16 protein-coding genes and 2 tRNA genes are annotated in these 20,554 nt (G+C 71.9%); 14 read left to right on the forward strand and 4 right to left on the reverse strand.

Annotated elements, in window-relative coordinates; all coding sequences use genetic code 11:
• Positions 1-104: 104 nt before the first annotated feature.
• Entirely contained in the window at positions 105-1,871 is a 1,767-nt protein-coding gene (locus tag AB0399_RS27415) for a VCBS repeat-containing protein (RefSeq protein ID WP_366413172.1), read from the reverse strand.
• 266 nt (positions 1,872-2,137) lie between these two features.
• On the opposite strand from AB0399_RS27415, the gene galE reads away from it, so the two are divergent.
• From galE to AB0399_RS27440, 5 genes are all read left to right on the forward strand, one after another.
• Positions 2,138-3,106 (forward strand): UDP-glucose 4-epimerase GalE, encoded by a 969-nt coding sequence (gene galE, locus AB0399_RS27420; protein ID WP_329369459.1) that lies wholly within the window; start codon positions 2,138-2,140, stop codon positions 3,104-3,106.
• A gap of 77 nt (positions 3,107-3,183) precedes the next feature.
• Positions 3,184-4,284 carry a glutamate 5-kinase gene (gene proB, locus AB0399_RS27425; RefSeq protein ID WP_329374306.1) on the forward strand — a complete coding sequence of 367 codons (1,101 nt, stop codon included), beginning with the start codon at positions 3,184-3,186 and terminating at the stop codon, positions 4,282-4,284.
• A gap of 198 nt (positions 4,285-4,482) precedes the next feature.
• The gene (locus AB0399_RS27430) at positions 4,483-4,965 is read left to right on the forward strand and encodes a hypothetical protein (RefSeq protein ID WP_329369460.1); all 483 of its coding nucleotides are present in this window, start codon (positions 4,483-4,485) and stop codon (positions 4,963-4,965) included.
• Between the two features lie 141 nt (positions 4,966-5,106).
• Positions 5,107-6,393 carry a glutamate-5-semialdehyde dehydrogenase gene (locus tag AB0399_RS27435; RefSeq protein WP_328464088.1) on the forward strand — a complete coding sequence of 429 codons (1,287 nt, stop codon included), beginning with the start codon at positions 5,107-5,109 and terminating at the stop codon, positions 6,391-6,393.
• Between the two features lie 157 nt (positions 6,394-6,550).
• Complete coding sequence (locus tag AB0399_RS27440; RefSeq protein ID WP_328464086.1) at positions 6,551-6,973, forward strand: hypothetical protein; 423 nt, start codon at positions 6,551-6,553, stop codon at positions 6,971-6,973.
• A gap of 1,332 nt (positions 6,974-8,305) precedes the next feature.
• Here AB0399_RS27440 and AB0399_RS27445 read toward each other — a convergent pair.
• Positions 8,306-9,358 (reverse strand): M48 family metallopeptidase, encoded by a 1,053-nt coding sequence (locus AB0399_RS27445; RefSeq protein WP_329374308.1) that lies wholly within the window; start codon positions 9,356-9,358, stop codon positions 8,306-8,308.
• Positions 9,359-9,580: 222 nt separating this feature from the next.
• Between AB0399_RS27445 and AB0399_RS27450 the strand changes: the two genes are divergently transcribed.
• The 6 genes from AB0399_RS27450 to AB0399_RS27475 all read left to right on the forward strand — a co-directional run bounded on the left by AB0399_RS27450 (position 9,581) and on the right by AB0399_RS27475 (position 13,673).
• Complete coding sequence (locus AB0399_RS27450) at positions 9,581-9,724, forward strand: hypothetical protein (protein WP_328464084.1); 144 nt, start codon at positions 9,581-9,583, stop codon at positions 9,722-9,724.
• Positions 9,725-9,732: 8 nt separating this feature from the next.
• Positions 9,733-10,332 carry a nicotinate-nucleotide adenylyltransferase gene (gene nadD / locus AB0399_RS27455; RefSeq protein ID WP_328464082.1) on the forward strand — a complete coding sequence of 200 codons (600 nt, stop codon included), beginning with the start codon at positions 9,733-9,735 and terminating at the stop codon, positions 10,330-10,332.
• A gap of 30 nt (positions 10,333-10,362) precedes the next feature.
• Positions 10,363-12,165: a LytR C-terminal domain-containing protein gene (locus AB0399_RS27460; RefSeq protein ID WP_366413173.1), complete on the forward strand. Its 1,803-nt coding sequence runs from the start codon at positions 10,363-10,365 to the stop codon at positions 12,163-12,165.
• Between the two features lie 115 nt (positions 12,166-12,280).
• A complete protein-coding gene (rsfS, locus tag AB0399_RS27465) occupies positions 12,281-12,724 on the forward strand; it encodes a ribosome silencing factor (protein ID WP_329369466.1) in 444 nt (147 codons plus the stop codon).
• A gap of 142 nt (positions 12,725-12,866) precedes the next feature.
• Complete coding sequence (locus AB0399_RS27470; RefSeq protein WP_328474068.1) at positions 12,867-13,487, forward strand: histidine phosphatase family protein; 621 nt, start codon at positions 12,867-12,869, stop codon at positions 13,485-13,487.
• A 113-nt stretch (positions 13,488-13,600) separates the two neighbouring features.
• A tRNA-Ala gene (locus AB0399_RS27475) sits at positions 13,601-13,673 on the forward strand.
• A 168-nt stretch (positions 13,674-13,841) separates the two neighbouring features.
• Here AB0399_RS27475 and AB0399_RS27480 read toward each other — a convergent pair.
• On the reverse strand, positions 13,842-14,939 hold the full coding sequence (locus AB0399_RS27480; RefSeq protein WP_366413174.1) for a helix-turn-helix transcriptional regulator: 1,098 nt from the start codon (positions 14,937-14,939) through the stop codon (positions 13,842-13,844).
• Between the two features lie 102 nt (positions 14,940-15,041).
• Between AB0399_RS27480 and AB0399_RS27485 the strand changes: the two genes are divergently transcribed.
• The gene (locus AB0399_RS27485) at positions 15,042-16,562 is read left to right on the forward strand and encodes an MFS transporter (RefSeq protein ID WP_366413175.1); all 1,521 of its coding nucleotides are present in this window, start codon (positions 15,042-15,044) and stop codon (positions 16,560-16,562) included.
• Positions 16,563-16,623: 61 nt separating this feature from the next.
• On the opposite strand, the gene AB0399_RS27490 is transcribed toward AB0399_RS27485, so the two are convergent.
• On the reverse strand, positions 16,624-17,730 hold the full coding sequence (locus AB0399_RS27490) for an alkene reductase (RefSeq protein WP_366413176.1): 1,107 nt from the start codon (positions 17,728-17,730) through the stop codon (positions 16,624-16,626).
• Between the two features lie 215 nt (positions 17,731-17,945).
• On the opposite strand from AB0399_RS27490, the gene AB0399_RS27495 reads away from it, so the two are divergent.
• Together AB0399_RS27495 and AB0399_RS27500 are read left to right on the forward strand one after the other, a co-directional pair.
• Positions 17,946-18,018: transfer RNA gene (locus tag AB0399_RS27495), tRNA-Ala, on the forward strand.
• Positions 18,019-18,462: 444 nt separating this feature from the next.
• Positions 18,463-20,433: a S53 family peptidase gene (locus AB0399_RS27500; RefSeq protein ID WP_366413177.1), complete on the forward strand. Its 1,971-nt coding sequence runs from the start codon at positions 18,463-18,465 to the stop codon at positions 20,431-20,433.
• The last annotated feature ends 121 nt before the right edge of the window (positions 20,434-20,554 follow it).

Raw genomic sequence — 20,554 nt, forward strand, 5'->3', positions numbered from 1 at the left:
CGGGAGATCCAGGTCAGATGCCGGTCCTCCAGGCGCTCCATATCCGACGGCTGGCCGCCGTCGAGCCGACCAGGGCGACGCCGGTGAGCCGCTGGTTGCTCGGATCAGCCCAGGTCGGCGTACTGGCTCCAGCCGGCGCCGCCGATCTGGACCCGCGCCTTGAAGGTGCCGGTTCCGGTGCCCGCGTAGAAGTACAGGCCCTTCGAGCTGCGGGCCAGCAGGTCCGCCACCCCGTCGCCGTTCATGTCGCCGGGCGCGATCAGCTTGTTGTACTGGCTCCAGCCGGTACCGCCGATCTTCTTCTTCGCCCCGAAGGGTGAGGACGCGTTGCCGGTGCCGGCGTACAGGAACAGCCCGGCCGACGAGCGAGCGACGATGTCCGCCTTGCCGTCACCGGTCAGGTCGCCGGTGCCGACGATCTGGTTGTACTGGTTCCAGCCGCTGCCGCCGATCTGCACGCGGCCCTTCATCGACAGGCCGTTGCCGTTGCCGCCGTAGTAGTACAGCGCCGACGAGTTGCGGGCGAGCAGGTCGCCCTTGCCGTCGCCGTTGAGGTCACCGGGGCCGACCACCAGGTTGTACGACGTCGAACCGGCGGCGAGCATGTCGTCGTCGATGGCGTAGTTCGCCAGGTTGTACAGGTGGCCGTCGTACAGGCCCTTGCCGATCAGGTCCGAGAACCCGGAGTCGGTCAGCGAGGAGACCTCGTAGAGCCGGATCGCGCTGCGGTCGAAGCCGGTGCCGGCCTCGTACTTCGCGTCGAGGTTCCCGGTGCCGGTGGCGTCGTAGTAGTACAGGGTGCCGTTGGAGGTGTTGGCGTAGATGCCGTCCTTGCCGAAGAACGGGTTGGCGCCCGCGCCCGCGAACTGCCGCTCCCAGCCCCAGCCCGTGCCGACCTTCATGCGCGTGGGGTCGAACGTGCCGTTGCCGTTGCCGTCGTACAGGTAGAGGGTGCCGTCGTAGCCGCGGGCCAGCAGGTCCTGGGTGCCGTTGCCGTCGTAGTCACCGCCACCGAGGATCTGGTTGTACTGGTTCCAGCCGGTGCCGCCGATCTGGGTCTTCGCCGCGAACGGGGTGGCCGCCTTGCCGCTGCCGGTGTACAGCCACAGCCCGCTGGAGTTGCGGACGACGATGTCGCCGATGCCGTCGCCGTTGAAGTCGCCCACGCCGACGAGCTGGTTGAACTGGTTCCAGCCCGCGCCGCCGACCTGGACCCGGGCGCCGAAGGGCGCCGAGCCCGAGCCGGTGCCCGGGTAGAAGAACAGTCCGGCCGAGCTGCGCGCGAGCAGGTCGGGCTTGCCGTCACCGTTGAGGTCGCCGGGCGCGAACAGCTTGTTGTACTGCTGCCAGCCGGTGCCGACGGTGGTGTACGACTGGAAGCCGTCGGTCTGCAGCCCGTTGGCGCCGCTGTGCAGGCGCAGCGAGCCGCTGGCGGTCAGCGTCAGCAGGTCGGGCTTGCCGTCGCCGTTCAGGTCGCCCGGCGTCAGCAGGTCCTTCACCTGCGAGGTGTCGCCCTCGATCACCGTGGTGAGGCGGTTGGAGGCGCCGTTGAGCAGGTCGATGACGATGTCGCCGTTGCTGTACCGGTAGACCAGGTCGTCCGCGCCGTCACCGTCGAAGTCGGACGGGTGCGTGGTCGCGGCGGAGGTGGCGATCTTCGCGGTCTTGCCGCGCAGCTTCTTCGACGAGCGGGCCGGCAGCGAGACCTGCGAGGTCTTGGCCGTGACGGCCGGCCGCTTGACCGGGCCGGGGGCGCCGGGCGCGTCAGCGGCCGCGGTGCCGCTCAGCGCGCCGGTGGCCAGCAGGCCCGCGCAGCCGAGCACCGCGCAGGCGACCGTACGGCGGCCCTTGCGGCGAATGGTGTTGGACACGTGTGTGTTCCTTCGTCGAGAAATGATGTGCGGGCACCACAGCGCCGGGCCACGTGTCGCAGGCATGACCGCGCAGAGCGCGCAGGTCGCCTCGACCGCCGATGTCCCCCCCGGGGTGCTCCGACTCTCTGTCCTATGCGGATATGTGCTCGAAGCGCAAGGCTTTTCTGTGAATTCGGTGAAGATCTCCGGTACCTCGGGTGACGGCCGGGCGGCCTCCGGAAGCGGTTATCGGGCCCCGCCGCCCCCGCTGTTAGGGTGGGACGATGTGGTTGATCACCGGCGGAGCCGGATACATCGGGTCCCACGTCGTCAGGGAGTTGACCGCCGCCGGCGAGAGCCTCGTGGTCCTGGACGACCTGAGCAGCGGCGACCCGGCCCGGCTGCCGGCCGGCATCGTGCTGGAGCGCGGCTCGGTGCTCGACGCGGAGGTGCTGGCGCGCGTGCTGCGCGAGTACGCCGTCGACGGGATCGTGCACATCGCCGGCCGGAAGCAGGTCGCCGAGTCCGTCGAACGCCCGCTGTACTACTACCGGGAGAACATCGAAGGACTGCGCACCGTCCTCGACGCGGCCGCGGCCGCCGGGGTGCGCCGCTTCGTCTTCTCCTCCTCCGCGGCCGTCTACGGCCCGACCGACGTCGATCTCGTCACCGAGCAGACCCCCTGCGCGCCGATGAGCCCGTACGGCCAGACCAAGCTCGCCGGCGAGTGGCTGGTCGCGGCGGCCGGCCGGGCGTACGGCATGGCCACCGTCTCGCTGCGCTACTTCAACGTCGCGGGCGCGGCCACCCCGGAACTCGCCGACACCGGCGTGTCCAACCTCGTCCCGATGGTCTTCCAGCGGCTCGCCGCGGGAGCGCCGCCGCTGATCTTCGGCGACGACTACCCGACGCCGGACGGCACCTGCGTGCGCGACTACATCCACGTCCAGGACATCGCCTCCGCGCACCTGGCCGCCGCCCGCCGGCTCACCGCCGACCCGGACACCGCCCTGGTGCTGAACATCGGCACCGGCCTCGGCGTCTCGGTGGCCGAGATGGTCACGGTGATCGGCGAGGTGACCGGTCACACTGATCTCGTGCCCGAAGTCGGCCCGCGCCGCCCGGGTGACCCGGCCCGTGTCATCGCCTCGGCCGAGGCGATCGCCAAGGAGCTGGACTGGCGCGCACAGTACGACGTCCGGGAGATGGTGGGTTCGGCATGGGCGGGCTGGCAGGCGCGCCACCCGGGGTGACGGCCCGTCACGGCCGGACGGATCGCGGAACAGCGGACAGAGGGACGGCGCAGGTGGCAGCGGCGGCACGGCAGGACGTGGTGGAGGCCCGCAGGGTCGTGGTGAAGGTCGGCTCCTCGTCGCTGACCACGGCCGCGGGCGGGCTGGACGCCGACCGGGTGGACGCCCTCGTCGACGTCCTGGCCAAGGCCCGCGCGGACCGCGAGGTGGTCCTCGTCTCCTCCGGCGCGATCGCCGCCGGGCTCGCGCCGCTCGGCCTGCCGCGCCGCCCCCGCGACCTGGCCCGGCAGCAGGCCGCCGCCAGCGTCGGCCAGGGCCTGCTGGTCGCCCGCTACACCGCCTCCTTCGCCCGGTACGGCATCCGCGTCGGCCAGGTGCTGCTCACCTCCGACGACGTCAGCCGCCGCACCCACTACCGCAACGCCTACCGCACGCTCGACCAGCTGCTGGCCATGGGCGCCCTGCCGATCGTCAACGAGAACGACACCGTCGCCACCGACGAGATCCGGTTCGGCGACAACGACCGGCTCGCCGCCCTCGTCGCCCACCTGGTCCACGCCGACCTGCTGGTGCTGCTCTCCGACGTCGACGGCCTCTACGACGGCGACCCGCGCACCCCCGGCACCAGCCTGGTCGGCGAGGTCACCGGCCCCGGCGACCTCGCCGGCATCTCCATCGGCAGCGCGGGCCGGGCCGGCGTCGGCACCGGCGGCATGGTCACCAAGGTCGAGGCCGCCGCCATCGCCACCGGCGCCGGGGTGCCGGTGGTGCTCACCTCCGCCGTGCACGCCGCCGACGCGCTGGCCGGCCGCGAGACCGGCACGTACTTCCACCGCACCGGCAAGCGCTCCGCCGACCGTCTGCTGTGGCTCGCGCACGCCTCCACCCCGCGCGGCTCGCTGCGGCTGGACGCGGGCGCGGTGCGCGCCGTCACCGAGCGGCACAGCTCCCTGCTGCCGGCCGGACTCACCGCGGTCGAGGGCGACTTCACCGCGGGCGACCCGGTCGACCTGCTGGACGAATCCGGCCACCCGGTCGCCCGCGGCCTGGTCAACTTCGACGCCCGCGAACTGCCCCGCCTGCTCGGCCGCTCCACCCGCGACCTCGCCAGGGAACTCGGCCCGGCGTACGAACGCGAAGTGGTCCACCGCGACGACCTCGTACTGCTGCGCCCCTGAGCAGAGGGCTGCCCGTTTCCCGCGTGCGAATGCCCGGTTCCGCCCGGTTCCCGGGACCCGTCCGGCCGGTCGCTCCTCGGCCAATCTCCGGGAAAACGCCACGCCCGGCCGCCGAGCCTGGTCAACTGTGAAGCGGAGGAGTCGTCCGCAGGGAGCGTGCGGGCGGGCTCGGTCACGTCACCCACAGGGAGGCCACCGGTGAAACGAGGGCGCCCAGGGCACTCGTCCAGGGGGACATCGGGGCGCGCGCTGGTCAGCGTGAGCAGCGGGCACGACGTCGGTAAGGCCGGCGCCGGCAGCAGCGCTGACGACGCGGAGACCGGGCACGACGAACACCCCTCCGCCCGGCTGTGGCACGTCACGCTCAGCGTCTCCGGCCCCCGCGCGCCCCTCGCCGAGGTCAGACGCGGACTGGAACAGCTCGCGCACGATCACCCGTTCCTGCTCACCAGCCGCTACGCGACCGACCACGCCGAGATCCGCTACTGGGAAGAGGCCCGCGACCTCCACGACGCCGCCGCGCTGGCCTTGCGGTTGTGGGGCGAACACCGCTCCACCGCCGGGCTGCCCCCCTGGGAAACCGTCGGCCTCGAAGTCATCGACCGCACCACCTACCACCAACGCCTCGCCGAAGGCTACGGCCCCCCACCCGCCGTCCCCGTAGGCGTCCACCCGTACTAGGCGGCGTGGGCGGTGCGCCTCTTCCGCGACGAGCAGCCCCACCAAGGGGCGCGGGGAACCGCGCGCTCAACAGGCCACCGGCAGGTGGTCCCCCAACCGACAGAACCAGCCACCCGGGCGGGTCAGGGTACCCTGCACCGCATGGAATTGCCCTCGCCGCTCCCCACGTCCCCCGTGCTGCTGGCCGCGTACCGTGCCCGCGCCGCCGCCGCGGAGCTGGCCCCGCAGGCCCGCGCGGCGAAGGACGACGCGCTGCTGGCCATCGCGGACGCGCTGATCGTCCGCACCCAGGAGATCGTCGCCGCCAACGCCGAGGACGTCGCCCGGGCGAAGGCCGCCGGCACCAGTGAGGCGATCATCGACCGGCTCACCCTCACCCGCGAGCGGGTCGCCGCGATCGCCGCCGACGTACGGCACGTCGCGTCGCTGCCCGACCCCGTCGGCGAGGTGCTGCGCGGCTCCACCCTCCCCAACGGCCTCGACCTGCGGCAGGTCCGGGTCCCGCTCGGCGTGGTCGGCATCATCTACGAGGCCCGCCCGAACGTCACCGTGGACGCCGCCGCGCTCTGCCTGAAGTCCGGCAACGCGGTGCTGCTGCGCGGCTCGTCCTCCGCGTACGCTTCGAACACCGCCCTGGTCACCGTGGTGCGCGACGCGATCGGCGGCGCCGGCCTGCCCGCGGACGCGGTACAGCTCGTGCCCGGCGAGAGCCGTGAGTCCGTCACCGAGCTGATGCGCGCCCGCGGCCAGGTCGACGTGCTGATCCCGCGCGGCGGCGCCGCCCTGATCCGTACCGTCGTCGAGGGCTCCACCGTGCCGGTGATCGAGACCGGCACCGGCAACTGCCACGTCTACGTGGACGCCGAGGCGGACCTGGACACCGCCGTGCAGATCCTGGTGAACTCCAAGGCGCAGCGGCCCAGCGTCTGCAACTCCGCCGAGACCCTGCTGGTGCACCGCGACATCGCCGACCGCTTCCTGCCGCTCGCGCTGGACGCGCTCGCCGAGGCGGGCGTCACCGTGCACGGCGACCCGGGGGTGGTGGCGGCCGCGCGGGCGCACGACGGCAAGGCCACCGTGGTGCCGGCCACCGCCGAGGACTGGGAGACGGAGTACCTGTCGTACGACATCGCGGCCGGCGTGGTGGACTCGCTGGACGCGGCCGTCGCGCACATCCGGCTGTGGTCCTCCGGCCACACCGAGGCGATCGTGACCACCTCGCAGGCCGCCGCCCGCCGCTTCACCCGGCTGGTCGACGCCGCCGCGGTGATGGTGAACGCCTCCACCCGGTTCACCGACGGCGGCCAGTTCGGCTTCGGCGCCGAGATCGGCATCTCCACCCAGAAGCTGCACGCGCGCGGCCCGATGGGCCTGCCCGAGCTGACCTCCACCAAGTACATCGTCACGGGCGACGGCCACATCCGCTGACCGGCGCCCCACACGTACTCACCGGTATCCGCCGTCCCGCCCGCCCCGGTGGTCGGGACGGCTGGCGTACCACGTCCCCGCCACTGGCGCACAGCCGCCGCACGGTGGGCCAGGAAAGCCCTGCCCAAAAGGGCCCCTTCCGGCTTACTCTGAACAGATGCCGGACGATGACGAGTTCGCCTCCGTAGTCCTCGACGAGGAATTCGTACGGTCCGCTCTGTTCCATGAGCCCACGGCCAGGGAACGGATGCTTGCCGTCGCCGAAGGTCCCGCGCTGCCACCCAGCCGTCCCGGACGGCACAGAAGCCGGGGCGCCACCGTACCCGAGCTGGAGGACGACTCCGTCCTGGAGTCGGACGAGCTCTACGCCGCCGGGCACCCCTACCGCGCCGGCAGCACCCGCTGGCACCGGCCGGTGGCCTGGGCGCTCGCGGTGGTGATGGGCATCGGCGTGGTCGCCCTGACCTTCGCCGCGGTCTACCGGGGCGCGGGCGGCGGGCGCACCACGACCCCGCCGCCGACGCACCCGCCGATCGGCACATCGGCGACCCCGACCATCCACTTCGTCCCGCAGCCCTGATCGCACGTCAACTTGACCGCCGCAAGGGCGCCTGTTCCCGTCCATACGGACTTAACCTTGTGATATGAGCGGGCATGAGGACCCTCCCGAGGGCTCGCCCGACGGCGTGCCGGCCGGGGGCGACGACGAGAGCGAATACCGATCCGTCGTGTTCGACGAGTCGTTCGTCAAGGCTGCCCGTATCCAGGAGTACTCCGCGCGCGAGCGGCTCGACGACGCCGCGCACGCGGTGCGCATCCGCCATGTGATGCCGCACGGCCTGGCCCGGCAGGCACTGGCGATGTTCGCGCTGATCATGGTGGCGTTCGGCTTCGCCGTCTACATGGGGGTCCGCCACCCGTACCGCGGCCACACCCCCGCGGTGAGCGAGCAGATCCGGGTGAACCTGATACCTCTGGTGCCGAAGGGCACGGTGCAGGCGGTCTCGCCGAGCGAGCCGTTCGCCGGCAGCCGCGCTGAGGGGTACGGACACGGCATCAGGGTGCCGACCGACGCGGCCCGGCGGATCGGCGGCTACGCGCAGAGCGAGGTCCAGGAGGCGCTGGACACCGCGAAGAAGTATCTGACCGTCACCTCGCTCGACCGCGAGACGGTGATCTCCGGCGACCTGGAGCCGGTGCGGGACCTGCTGAGCCCCGGCCAGCTCGACCAGTTCGACGCCACCCTCACCCAGCCCAGCGACGACGGCAGCCACGCGGCCACCGGCTGGCTGGTGCGCTTCGACCCGCAGATCTCCCTCGCGGGCAGCGCCGACAACGCCATCCGTGTGAACGACGGCAAGGTGCGGACCGCCGCGGCCGGCAGCGAACTGGAGATCGTCACCGACTACACATTCTTCTACGCCCTGCGCGGTGAGTCGGACACCACGGTGTCGCTGTTCTCGGTGCGGCGCGATCTGACCTTCCACGTCAACCACACGGATGTGCGGCAGCACCACATCGAGCTGGTCGACGCCGACGTCCAGGCCGGGCCGCTGGCCTGTACCGACACCGTCGGCAGCTATTTCCGGCCGATACTCGCCGGCGGCAGCGGCGGTCGGCTCGACGGCGTCGACCCGTACCGGCCCGACCGCCCGGCGGGCTCGGTCTGCAGCGCGATGGACGGCAGCGCGGCCGCCCCTACCGGCACGGCCACCGCCCGTACGCCCACTCCCACCGGGAGCGGGGACGGGGCTGGGTCAGGGCCCGGGTCCGGGTCCGCGACGGCTACCGAGACGGGGCTGGTGACCGCGACCGGCGGCACAACCGGCGGCGCGACCGGCGGCACGACCGGCAGTGCGGTCGTGCCGCCGGCGACGGTGACCACCGCGTCCGCGGTGCCCGTCGCGCGCTGCTACGCCCCTTCGGGCGCGGCGCCCGACGGGTCGGCGCCGGTGTCGCCCTTGCCGCCCGCCCCGGTGAACTTGTCGCGCAGCTTGCCGCCGATGTCACCGGCGCCGTTGCCCAGATCGCGGATCAGACCGACCAGCGGGTCCTTGCTCTGCTTCGCCCGCTCGGAGTAGTGACTGGCCGACTCCTTGAACGTGTCGTAGACCGAGGCGTCCTTGTCGTCGGTGCGCCGCGGGTAGTGGCCGTCCATCAGCCGCTGGTAGTCCCGGCTGGTCGCCCACTTGCGCAGCTCGCTGGCGCGCACGGTGGCGAAGGGGTGGCTGCGCGGCAGCACGTTGAGGATCTTCAGCACGGAGTCGCGCAGGTCGCCGGCGGCTTCGTACTCGTCGGCCTGCTTCAGGAACGCGTCCACGTTCATCTCGTGCAGGTGGTTGCCGCCGGCCAGCTTCATCAGGCCGCGCATCGACGCCTGGAGGTCCTGGCCGACCAGCAGCCCGGCCCGGTCCGCGGACAGTTCGGACTTGCGGAACCACTCGCGCAGCGCGGTGACGATCGCCAGCACCGCCAGGTTTCCCAGCGGTATCCACGCCACCCGCAGGGCGAGGTTGGTGAGGAAGAGCAGGATCGTCCGGTAGACGGAGTGGCCGGACAGCGCGTGGCCCACCTCGTGGCCGACGACCGCGCGCATCTCCTCCTCGTCCAGCAGCTCCACCAGGCCGGTGGTGACCACGATGATCGGCTCGTCCATGCCGATGCACATCGCGTTCGGCTGCGGGTCCTGCGTCACGTAGAAGGCCGGGACCTTCTCCAGGTCGAGGATGTAACAGGCGTCCCGGAGCATCGCGTTGAGGTGCGCGAACTGCTCGTCGCTGACCCGGACGGAGTCGGACAGGAACAGCAGCCGCAGGCTGCGCTCGGGCAGCAGCCCGCTCAACGCCTTGAAGACGGTGTCGAATCCGGTGAGCTTGCGCAGCGCCACCAGCGCCGACTTGTCGGCCGGGTGTTCGTAGGCCCGCGACGAGATGTCGGGGAACCGGCGCCGGGTGCGGCTGGGCAGCTTCTCACCGCCGGAACCCTTGCCGGCCGAGCCCTTTCCGCCGGGCCCGTCCTTCTTCGATTTCTTCGACTGGGACGATTCGGACACCTGGGCCAACCCCCTGCTCGCCAACCGTTACACAGTGCTGGACGCGCGGAGCCAGCGCGAAGTTCCCCGGGCACCGCCCGTACCATGTGCCGTGAGTCTTCCCGCCCGTCCCCGAGAAAGCAAAGGGTCAGCCGAATGTCGACCGCAGCAGCCACCACCCTGACCACACTCGCCGAGGGCGGCAACCACCCGAGCCTCAGCCCCTACCTGACCGGATTCGGCGCCCTGGGCGCCCTCCTGCTCCTCCTGTGGGTCGTCACCCGCTTCAACCGGGACTAGCCGTCCGCATGTCAGAGAAGAAGCGCATCGGCGTGATGGGCGGTACCTTCGACCCCATCCACCACGGGCACCTGGTGGCCGCGAGCGAGGTGGCGAGTCTCTTCCACCTCGACGAGGTCGTCTTCGTGCCCACCGGCCAGCCCTGGCAGAAGGAAGACCGCAAGGTCTCGGCCGCCGAGGACCGCTACCTGATGACGGTGATCGCCACCGCCTCCAATCCGCAGTTCTCGGTGAGCCGGAGCGACATCGACCGCGGCGGCCGGACCTACACCATCGACACCCTGCGGGATCTGCGGAACGACCACCCCGAGGCGGAGCTCTTCTTCATCACGGGGGCCGACGCGCTCTCGCAGATCCTGTCCTGGCGGCATGCCGAGGAGCTCTTCGCGTTGGCGCATTTCATCGGCGTCACACGTCCAGGGCATACGCTGTCGGACCCGGGCCTCCCCGAAGGCGGAGTGTCGCTGGTGGAGGTCCCGGCGCTGGCGATCTCGTCGACCGACTGCCGCCAGCGGGTGGCCAAGGGGGACCCGGTCTGGTACTTGGTTCCGGACGGTGTGGTGCGCTACATCGACAAGCGCGCGCTCTACCGGCACGAGACCGGGTAGCGGCGCACAGCAAACGTGAAGGGGTTCCTCGTGAACGACGCAAACCCCCGCAGGCACTATGCCGAGGGCGGTCCAGACAACGAGAGAGACCCTTACGCGCAGGACCCCTACTACCAGCAGCAGCCTTACGGCTACGACGAGTACGGCCGCCCGCTCACCCAGCCCCCGCCGCCGTACCAGGACCCGTCCTCGACGTACGGCGGCCAGCAGCAGGGCTACGGGGTCCCCCAGCAGGCCCCGCCGCCGTACCAGGAGCAGTACGACACCGGCGCGCACCCGGTCTACCCGCAGCAGGGCTACCAGCCCGGCTACGACCAGGGCTACGGCACCGGGCAGATGCCCGCCTACGGCACCGGCCAGCAGCCGGCGTACGACACGGGGCAGCAACCGGCGTACGACACGGGGCAGCAACCCGCTTACCAGACCGGGCAGATGCCCGTGTACGAGACGGGTCAGCAACCGGCTTATGACACCGGGCAGCAACCGGCCTACCAGGACGAGCAGGCTTCCGCGGCGGCGGAGCAGGCCGCGGAGCAGGCGGAGCGGCAGGCCGCGCAGGACTACCGCACCGAGCAGTTCGCCTTCGTCGACGAGGAGTCGGAGGAGTCCGAAGAGGTCATCGACTGGCTGAAGTTCTCCGAGTCGCGCACCGAGCGCCGCGAGGAGGCCAAACGGCGGGGCCGCAAACGGAAGTTCGGCCTGGTGGTCATACTTGTGCTCGCCCTGCTCGGCGGTGGCGGGTATCTGTGGCAGGCCGGGAAGCTCCCCGGATTCAAGAAGGGCTCCGCGGCGGCGGCCGCGAGCGGCGGCGCCGAGCGGCGCGACGTGATCGTGGTGCACATGCTGCCGGTCAACGGCGGCGCCAGCTCCACCGCGCTGCTGGTGGACAACACGACGAAGAAGCACGGCAACACCGTGCTGATCCCGGGCGACGTGCAACTCACCGATGACGACGGCTCGGTGACCACCCTCGACAAGTCCGTGGCGAACGGTGTCGGGCCCACCCGGGACTCGCTCAACACCCTGCTCGGCACCGACATCAAGGGCAGCTGGCGGCTCGACTCGCCGTATCTGGAGCTGCTGGTCGACTCCCTCGGCGACATCTACGTCAACACCGACACCGAGGTCAAGGGCACCGGCAAGGACAAGGACAAGGTGCTCGTGCCCAAGGGCGAGCAGCAGGAACTGAGCGGGGACGCCGCGGTCGCGTACGCCACGTACAAGGCCCCCGGCGAGCCGCAGACCGCCCAGCTCAACCGGTTCGGGCAGGTCATGCAGGCGGTGCTGATGAAGATGCCGAGCGACGCGCCCGACGCGACCAGGACGGTGCAGGCGCTCGCCCAGATCCTCGACCCGTCGCTCACCGACAAGCAGCTCGGTGCCTCGCTCGCCCAGCTCGCCGACCTCGCCAAGACCGGCCAGTACAGCACCTCGATGCTGCCGGTGCAGAAGGACGGCACGCTCAGCGAGGCAGCCACCGACAGCGTGGTGAAGGACGTGCTCGGCGGCAGCGTGAAGCAGGCCACCGGCAACTCCGGTCCGGCGAGGGTCGCGATCAAGGACGCCAGCGGCAACGCCAAGTCCGCGGCCATGGCGCAGGCCGCGATCGTCAACGGCGGCACCTACACCTACGTGTCGGGCGGCAAGTCCGCCACGGTGCAGGCGGTGTCCCAGGTGCTCTACACCGACCCGGCCCGGGAGGCCGCGGCCAAGGACGTGGCCGCCACGCTGGGCCTCCAGGCGAGCGCGGTGAAGAAGGGCACGGTTCCGTCGAACGCCGACATCTCGGTGGTCCTCGGCAAGGACTACAAGCCGGCCAACGACGACGGCTGACCGTCCAACCGGGTGGCGCCGCAGGTCAGCGGCGTCGCCCGGTAATGCGGTCGGGGTCTGTCGGAGGGTCGTGAGACCCTGGGGGCGACAGGTTCCCGACCGGAAAGCCGCATCCGTGACCGCCACTGACCGTTCCATCGAGCTGACCCGCGCCGCCGCCCAGGCGGCCGCCGACAAGCTCGCGCACGACATCATCGCCTACGACGTCAGCGATGTGCTCTCCATCACCGATGCCTTCCTGGTCGCCTCCGCGCCCAACGACCGGCAGGTCAAGGCGATCGTCGACGCGATCGAGGAACACCTGCTCAAGGAGCTCGACACCAAGCCGGTGCGGCGCGAGGGCGAGCGGGACGGCCGCTGGGTGCTGCTGGACTACGTCGACATCGTGGTGCATGTACAGCACTCCGAGGAGCGGGTCTTCTACGCCCTGGAGCGGCTGTGGAAGGACTGCCCCGAGATCGCGCTGCCCGAGGACGCGGTGGCCACCCGGGGCAAGGCGGCGGCCCACGCGGCGGCCGCGGAGGAGGCGGCCGACGCCGCCGAGCGCGAGGAGGCGTGAGGGCACGGTGACCGGCAACGAGCGTGCGAGGGGTGCCGAGCGTCCGGAGGGCGCCGAGGGTGCGGCCGGGTCCGATCACGCGGCCGTCCCCGAGGGTGCGGCCGGGTCCGATCACGCGGCCGTCCCCGACCGGCGTCGGCGGATCGTGCTGTGGCGTCACGGGCAGACCGCCTGGAACGTCGAGCAGCGCTTCCAGGGCAGCACCGACATCCCGCTGACCGAGACCGGCGTGGCCCAGGCCCGCCGGTCCGCCCGGCTGCTCGCCGCGCTCGCCCCCGACGCGATCATCTCCTCGGACCTGCGCCGTGCCGCCGACACCGCGGCCGAGCTGGCCGCCCTGACCGACCTGCCGGTGACCCCGTACGAGGGCCTGCGGGAGACCTACGCCGGCGCCTGGCAGGGGCTCACCCACGCGGAGATCCTGGCCCGCTACGGCGAGCAGTACACCGCGTGGAAGCGCGGTGAGCCGGTCCGGCGCGGCGGCGGCGAGCTGGAGACGGAGGTCGCCGACCGTGCCGCGCCGCTGGTGCTCGCCGCCGCCGACAAGCTCGCCGACGGGGGAGTGCTCGTCGTGGTGAGCCACGGCGGCGCCATCCGCACCACCATCGGCCGCCTGCTCGGCCTGGACCCGACGAGCTGGGAGTCGCTGGGCGGACTGTCGAACTGCTGCTGGTCGGTGCTCGGTGAGGGCGCGCGCGGCTGGCGGCTGACCGAGCACAATGCCGGCACCCTGCCGGAACCGGTGCTCGGTGACGACGCGTAGGTCCGGCGCGCAGCGCTCCTTCCCGCTGCTCGGGCGGGCCGTGCGGCCGATTTCGTTTCCGGCCCGTCCACCGGCTATGCTTCTTCACGTCGCCGGGACAACCGGGTCGACGCGGGGCTGTAGCTCAGTTGGTAGAGCGCTTGCATGGCATGCAAGAGGTCCGGGGTTCAATTCCCCGTAGCTCCACAGACGAGAGAGCGGGACCTGTTCGCGGAAGAGGCGGGCGGGTCCCGCTCTTTTCTGCCTGCTCGACTCCCCGCGCCCGGCTTCCCCTCGCGTGCGGGGCCGGTCGAACGGCGGGCCGGGGCAGACGGCGGGCTCCTGGACGGCGGGCTCCTGGACGGCGGGCTCCGGTCAGACGGCGGGACCGGTCTGCCGGGCGCGCCCGGTGCGTCCGACGCTGTCCGCCAGTGCCGCCGACAGGCGCCGCCCGTGCCGCTCGCAGCCGACGATCGGGTCCCCGATCGCCCGCAGCCGCTCGATCTGAAGCCGGTCCTCCTCCTCGACCGGGGTGTAGACCACGATCCGGTGCTCCGCCATGCCGTCGATGCTCAGCGACAGGGAGGTCAGGTTGATGATGCCGACCTCCGCGTGCCGGAAGACCTTCACCCGGCGGCCCGGCGCCGCCACGTTGCCGCTCGCCCACAGCTGCGCGAAGGTCGCGCTCTCCTTGATCAGCAGCGCGACGAAGTCCTCCCACGCGGACTCGCCGATGTGCCGGGCGTAGCTGCGGCGCAACTGCGCGACCATCCACGGCAGTTCCTCCGCGCTGTTCTTGAAGGTCGAGCAGCAGTCGGGGGTCGTGAAGAGCTTGTACAGGACGTTGCGCTCCCAGCGTTCGACGAGCGCGGTCATCGGCCACAGGACGCGGTAGGTGGCGTTGGTGGCCTGCACGTCGTAGCGGGCGTTGTAGACGGCGGCCGGCAGCGGGTTCAGGGAGCCGAGCACGCCGAGCAGTTCCTCGCCGACGATCTCCGCGTCGGAGACCGGTTCGCTGACGAACGGGATGCCGGCAAGACCGTAGAGGTGGTCGCGCTCGGTCACGTCGAGTTGGAGCACGCGGGCCACCGCGTCGAGCACCTGCACGCTGGCGTTGATCGGGCGGCCCTGCTCCAGCCACGTGTACCAGGTGACGCCGACCCCGGCGAGCTGCGCGACCTCCTCGCGGCGCAGGCCGGGGGTGCGGCGGCGCGAGCCCGGCGGCATGCCGACGTCCTCCGGGCTGATCCGGGCCCGGCGGCTGCGCAGGAAGGCGGCGAGCTCGCCGCGGCGCTGGGGTTTCACGCCGCCGACCCGCGCCGGGGGTGCTGCCGCCTGAGCGGGTGCCTGCGCGGGTGCCTGCGTCTGAGCGGGTGCCTGCGCTTGTGCCGGTGTTCGCGCCCGCGGCGGGGTGGCCGCCTGCGCCTGGTGGGCCTGTCGTCGGATGTCCGGCCGAGCTTGCGGCTGTGCCATGCCCCCATCCTGTACGGGCGGCGGTGCCGGTGCCAGGTGGTGCCAGTACCAGGATCGCTGGGCTCTCGTTACTGGTACCGGGCCGGCGCCAGGCTCGTGAACATGAGCAACGACACGCTGGCCGGAGCCACCTCCGCGTCCCCCGATCCCCTGTCCACTCCCGCCCCCGCCCCCTCTTCCGTGGCAGCCGCCGTCCCACCCGGTGCCGGAAGTACCGGCCGGGCCGGGCCCCGTCCGGGGCTGCTGCTCGGGACCATCCTCGCCGGGCTGTTCATGGCGCTGCTGGACGTCTTCATCGTCAACGTCGCGGCTCCCACCATCCGTACGGACCTGCACGCCTCGGGCGCGGCCCTGCAACTGGTGATCGCCGGCTACACCATCTCCTACGCGGTGCTGCTGATCACCGGCGCCCGGCTCGGCGACCTGTTCGGGCACCGGCGGCTGTTCATCATCGGGCTGTCGGTGTTCACGGCCGCCTCGCTGGCCTGCGGGCTCGCCCAGAACACCGGCGAGCTGATCGGTTTCCGCTTCGTGCAGGGCACCGGGTCCGCGCTGATGATCCCGCAGGTGCTGAGCCTGCTCCAGCTGAACTTCCGCGGTGAGGCGCGCACCCGCGCGATGAGCGTCTACTCGGCCGTGATCTCCTCCGGTGCCGCGCTCGGCCAGTCGCTGGGCGGGGTGCTGGTCAGCGCCGACCTGTTCGGCACCGGCTGGCGGCCGGTGTTCCTGGTGAACGTGCCGATCGGCGTGGTGCTGCTGGTGGTCGCCCCGCGGGTGCTGCCGAAGGACCGGCGGAGCGCGCCGGAGCGGCGGCGCTCCCTCGACATGCCGGGCCTGGTGGCGCTGGGCGCGGCGGTCACCCTCCTCACGGTTCCGCTGGTGCTCGGGCAGGAGGAGGGCTGGCCGGTGTGGGGCTGGATCTGCCTGGCGCTGAGCGTGCTGCTGTTCGCCGCGTTCACCGTGATCGAGTCGCGGCTGACCAGGCGCGGCGGCGCCCCGCTGGTCTCCGGCCGGGTGCTGCGGGCGCCGGGCATGCTGCGGTCGGTCGCGCTGCTGATGCTCTCCATGGCGGTGAACGCGGGCTTCCTGTTCGCGGTGGCGCTGCACCTGCAGACCGGTCTCGGCTACAGCGCGCTGCGCACCGGGCTGACCTTCGCGGTCACCGCCGTGGTCTTCGGCTGCACCAGCCTCTACTGGCGGCTGCTGCCGAGTGCCTGGTGGCACCGGCTGGCCGGCGCCGGCATGGCGCTGGCCGCGATCGCGCTGGCGGTCCTGGGACTCGCCCTGCGCGGTGGCGGCCACGGAGGCGCGGCCTTCTACGTCGGCATGGTGCTGCTGGGCGGCGGTCTCGGCCTGGCCTTCAGCCCGACGTTCGCCCTCGCGCTGTCCAAGGTCGCGCCCGAGGACGCCGCCGACGCCAGCGGGCTGCTCGCCACGGTGACCCAGCTCGGCCAGCTCATCGGCGTGGCCACCTTCGGCACGGTCTTCCTCAACCGGCTCGGTTCCGGCACCGGCGCGCACCACTCCGCCCACGCCTACGCGATTACCTCGGTCGCACTGGTCGCGGTCGCGGTGGTGGGCGCGGTGGTCGCGGTGGCGGCGACGCTCCGCCGCCGGGGCTGAGCGGGGCGGTCCGTACGGGCCCGTTCGGGAGGGCCCGTACCGGCGGCGGCCGACCGTACGCTCACGCCTCCCCGGCCGCGGGCAGCGCCGGGTAGTCGGTGTAGCCGCGGTCGTCGCCGCCGTAGTACGTGGCCCGCTCGGGGGAGTTGTACGGTCCGCCGCGGCGCAGCCGGTGCGGCAGGTCGGGGTTGGCGAGGAAGAGGGCGCCGAAGGCGAGCATGTCGGCCGTGCCGTCCTCGATCAGGGGCAACTGGTCGGGGCCCGAATACCCGTTCTCGGCGCGGGCGTTGAGGATGAACACCCCGGCGAACCGCTTGCGCAGCTCCAGCGTCAGCGCCCGGTCGGGGCTCTCGATCAGGTGCAGGTAGGCCAGGCCGACCGGCTCCACGGCGCGCAGCAGCGCGAGGTAGGTGGCGTCCGGTTCCGGCTCGTCGATGTCGCCGAACGGCTTGCCGGGGGAGATCCGCAGCCCGGTGCGCTCCGGGCCGATCGCGGCGGCCACCGCCCGTACCAACTCCACCGCGAACCGGGTCCGGCGCTGGTCGTCGCCGCCCCAGTGGTCGGTGCGGGTGTTGGAGTTCGGGGCGAGGAACTGGTGCACCAGGTAGCCGTTGGCGCCGTGCACCTCCACCCCGTCGAAGCCGGCGGCCATGGCGTTGCGGGCCGCGGTGGCGTGGTCCTCGACGGTCTGCCAGATGTCGTCCTCGCCCAGCTCGCGCGGCACGACGTACGCCTTCGGCCCGCTCGCGGTGTAGACCGAGCCCTTCGCGGCGACCGCGGACGGCCCCACCGGGTAGAGCCCGTCCGGCAGCAGCGAGGGGTGCCCGATCCGGCCGGTGTGCATGAGCTGGGCGAAGATCCTGCCGCCTGCCGCGTGCACCGCGCCGGTCACCCGGCGCCACGCCGCGATCTGCTCGGCGCTGTGCAGCCCGGGGGTGTCGGGGTAGCCCTGCCCGCCCGGCGACGGCTGGGTGCCCTCGGTCACGATCAGCCCGGCCGAGGCCCGCTGCGCGTAGTACGCGGCGGCCGACTCGGTGGGGCTGAGCCCGGGACCGTACGCCCGGCTGCGGGTCATCGGCGCCATGGCGATCCGGTTGCGCAGGCGTATGCCGCCCAGGTCGATCGGGTCGAACGCGGTGGTCACGGTGGTCTCCAGCCTCTCGTCCACACGGCCGAACCCACCGTAGCCCGCGAACCCTGCACCAATTATTGAGACTTCGTGAACACCGCGACGGGTCCCGTCACCGGGCCCCGCCACCGGCGCGCGGGGCCGCCGTCCGGGAGCCCGCCGCGCCGGCCGGCGCCCCCGTTTATCGATGTGCTTCCCGGCTCCGTCGCCGTGTAAAGTAACTCCAGGTCGCCGGGGTCTCCCGGGGTCCGCGCGGGGCTGTAGCTCAGTTGGTAGAGCGCTTGCATGGCATGCAAGAGGTCCGGGGTTCAATTCCCCGTAGCTCCACAGCGATCATCGACGCCGCACACCACCAGGTGTGCGGCGTTTTCGTTCGGCCACCGGCCACCGGCCACCGGGCGTCAGGCATCCGGCTTCGGCCGTCGGGCTCGCCCGTCGACTGCCGCTGCCGCCAACGCCGTTCCGGCCGTAGCATGCCAACTCGGCGCGTTCCGTGCACCGGGTCCGGTGTTTGGCCGGGTGCGCAGCGAGCAACATCAATTCGTCGGGGAGCGGATTCGCCGTGCCCGCAGGACAGTTGGGGCCTGGTGAGCGGCTGTCGCGGCGTCATGTCCGGCCGCCGGTGCGTACCATTCCTTGACCTTCTCTTGGTGAAACCATATCCCTGGCATGAACTGATCAGCGAAAGAGTGTCGCTCTGCGGTGAGCCGCGCACGCATAGCGGCGACGCCGTCTCGGATGCGACAACCATTCGCTGCGTATGGGGGTTTCATGAGATTTGAGCGCAAGAGAACGCGCGCGGCACTCGCGGTGGCGGCGGCGCTGCCGCTGGTCGCCGGTGCCCTCGCGCTGGGCGCCCAGAGCGCCACGGCCGCACAGCCCGCCGGACGCCAGCTCCTGAGCGGCACCAAGCCGCAGTGGGCCACCGCCCACGCGGACAAGGGCGCCACGTCGGACAGCGGCAAGGTGACCGTGCGGGTCTACCTCGCGGGCAAGGACGCAAGCGGCCTCGCCGCCTACGCCAAGGCCGTCTCGGACCCGAACTCCGCCGACTACGCGCACTACTTGACGGCGGCTCAGGCCAAGGCCCGGTTCGGCGCCACCAAGGCGCAGACCGACGCCATCACCGCCTGGCTGACCTCGGCCGGCCTGAAGGTGACCGGCACCAACGCCCACTACCTCACCGTCACCGGTGAAGTGAAGGCCGCCGAGAAGGCGTTCGGCACCCAGCTGCACAACTACACCAAGGCCGGCCACACCTACCGCGCCCCCACCAGCACGGCGTCCGCGCCCGCCGCCCTCAAGGGTGCCGTCCTCACCGTCACCGGCCTGGACAACGCCCCCAAGCGAGCCAGCCACGACGACACGCTGCCTCCCCCCGAGGCCGCCTTCTCCAACGCCGGCCCGTTCTCGACCTACTACGGGTCGAACACCGACAAGAAGCTTCCCTCCGCGTACGGCGGCAAGGCCCCGTACACGATCAAGGGCTACACCGGTGACCAGCTGCGCTCCGCGTACGGCGCCGGCAAGTACACCGGCAAGGGCGTCACCGTCGCGATCACCGACGCGTACGCCTCCCCGAACATCGTCGGCGACAGCGCCAAGCTGGCGAAGGACACCGGCGGCCAGAAGTACCGCAAGGGCCAGCTGACCCAGGTCACGCCCGGCCCCGACGGCTACAACAGCGTCGAGGACTGCGGCGGCTCCAGCTGGTACGGCGAGGAGTCCCTGGACGTCGAGTCCGTGCACGCGGTCGCCCCCGACGCGAACATCGTCTACGTCGCGGCCAAGTCCTGCTACGACGACGACCTGCTCGACGCCCTCAACACGGTCGTCGACGGCCGGCTCGCCACCATCGTGTCCAACTCGTGGGGCGACGTCGAGGCCAACGAGACCCCCGACGTGCAGGCCGCCTACGACCAGACCTTCGAGCAGGGCGTGGTCGAGGGCATCGGCTTCTACTTCTCCTCCGGCGACGACGGTGACAACGCCATCGACGGTGCCAAGGACGTCAGCACCCCCTCGGACTCCGTCTGGGCCACCTCGGTCGGCGGCACCTCGCTGGCGGTCGGCAAGAACGACAAGTACCTGTGGGAGACCGGCTGGGGCACCGAGCGCGCCCCGCTGTCGGCCGACGGCAAGAGCTGGGACGGCTTCCCCGGCCCGTTCACCTCGGGTGCCGGCGGCGGTGCCAGCAAGCTCGTCGAGCAGCCCTTCTACCAGCGCGGCGTCGTCCCCGACTCGCTCGCGCTGGCGAACGGCGGCACCACCAAGATGCGGGTCCAGCCCGACATCGCGGCCGTCGCCGACCCGACCACCGGCTTCCTGGTCGGTGAGACCGAGACCTTCCCGGACGGCACCGCGAAGTACAACGAGTACCGCCTCGGCGGCACCTCGCTGGCCTCCCCGGTCATCGCCGGTGTCCAGGCGCTCGCCGAGCAGGCCCGCGGCGGCGTCCCGATCGGCTTCGCCAACCCGCTGATCTACGACCGGTACGGCACCCCCGCCTACCACGACGTGACCGACCACCCGCTCGGTCAGGGTCAGGGCATAGCCAACGTCCGCGTCGACTACGTGAACAGCGTGGACGCCTCGGACGGCCTGATCACCAGCCTGCGCTCCTTCGGCGTGGACAGCTCGCTGCACGCCACGGTCGGCTACGACGACGTCACCGGCGTCGGCTCCCCGGCCAAGGGCTACGTCCAGTCGTACAAGCCGGCCAAGAAGTCCGGCAAGCACTGATCGCACGTACGCACGACAGGTTCCAGGCCGCCCCGGCACGGCGGCGGGAGCGCACCGGCAACCCCGGTGCGCTCTCCCGCCCGGCCGGGGCGGTCCCCGTGCGGGCCCGTCTCCCGCTGCG

Origin of the sequence: Streptomyces sp. NPDC088194, from assembly GCF_040702025.1 — a bacterium.
Taxonomy (GTDB): domain Bacteria; phylum Actinomycetota; class Actinomycetes; order Streptomycetales; family Streptomycetaceae; genus Actinacidiphila.

Excerpts from the sequence above, each read along its gene's own strand:
- AB0399_RS27440 (WP_328464086.1), top strand. The coding sequence starts at position 6,551 with ATGCCGGACGATGACGAGTTCGCCTCCGTAGTCCTCGACGAGGAATTC.
- galE (WP_329369459.1), top strand. The coding sequence starts at position 2,138 with ATGTGGTTGATCACCGGCGGAGCCGGATACATCGGGTCCCACGTCGTC.
- AB0399_RS27485 (WP_366413175.1), top strand. The coding sequence starts at position 15,042 with ATGAGCAACGACACGCTGGCCGGAGCCACCTCCGCGTCCCCCGATCCC.
- AB0399_RS27435 (WP_328464088.1), top strand. The coding sequence starts at position 5,107 with ATGGAATTGCCCTCGCCGCTCCCCACGTCCCCCGTGCTGCTGGCCGCG.
- AB0399_RS27500 (WP_366413177.1), top strand. The coding sequence starts at position 18,463 with ATGAGATTTGAGCGCAAGAGAACGCGCGCGGCACTCGCGGTGGCGGCG.
- AB0399_RS27480 (WP_366413174.1), bottom strand. The coding sequence starts at position 14,939 with ATGGCACAGCCGCAAGCTCGGCCGGACATCCGACGACAGGCCCACCAG.
- nadD (WP_328464082.1), top strand. The coding sequence starts at position 9,733 with ATGTCAGAGAAGAAGCGCATCGGCGTGATGGGCGGTACCTTCGACCCC.
- AB0399_RS27450 (WP_328464084.1), top strand. The coding sequence starts at position 9,581 with ATGTCGACCGCAGCAGCCACCACCCTGACCACACTCGCCGAGGGCGGC.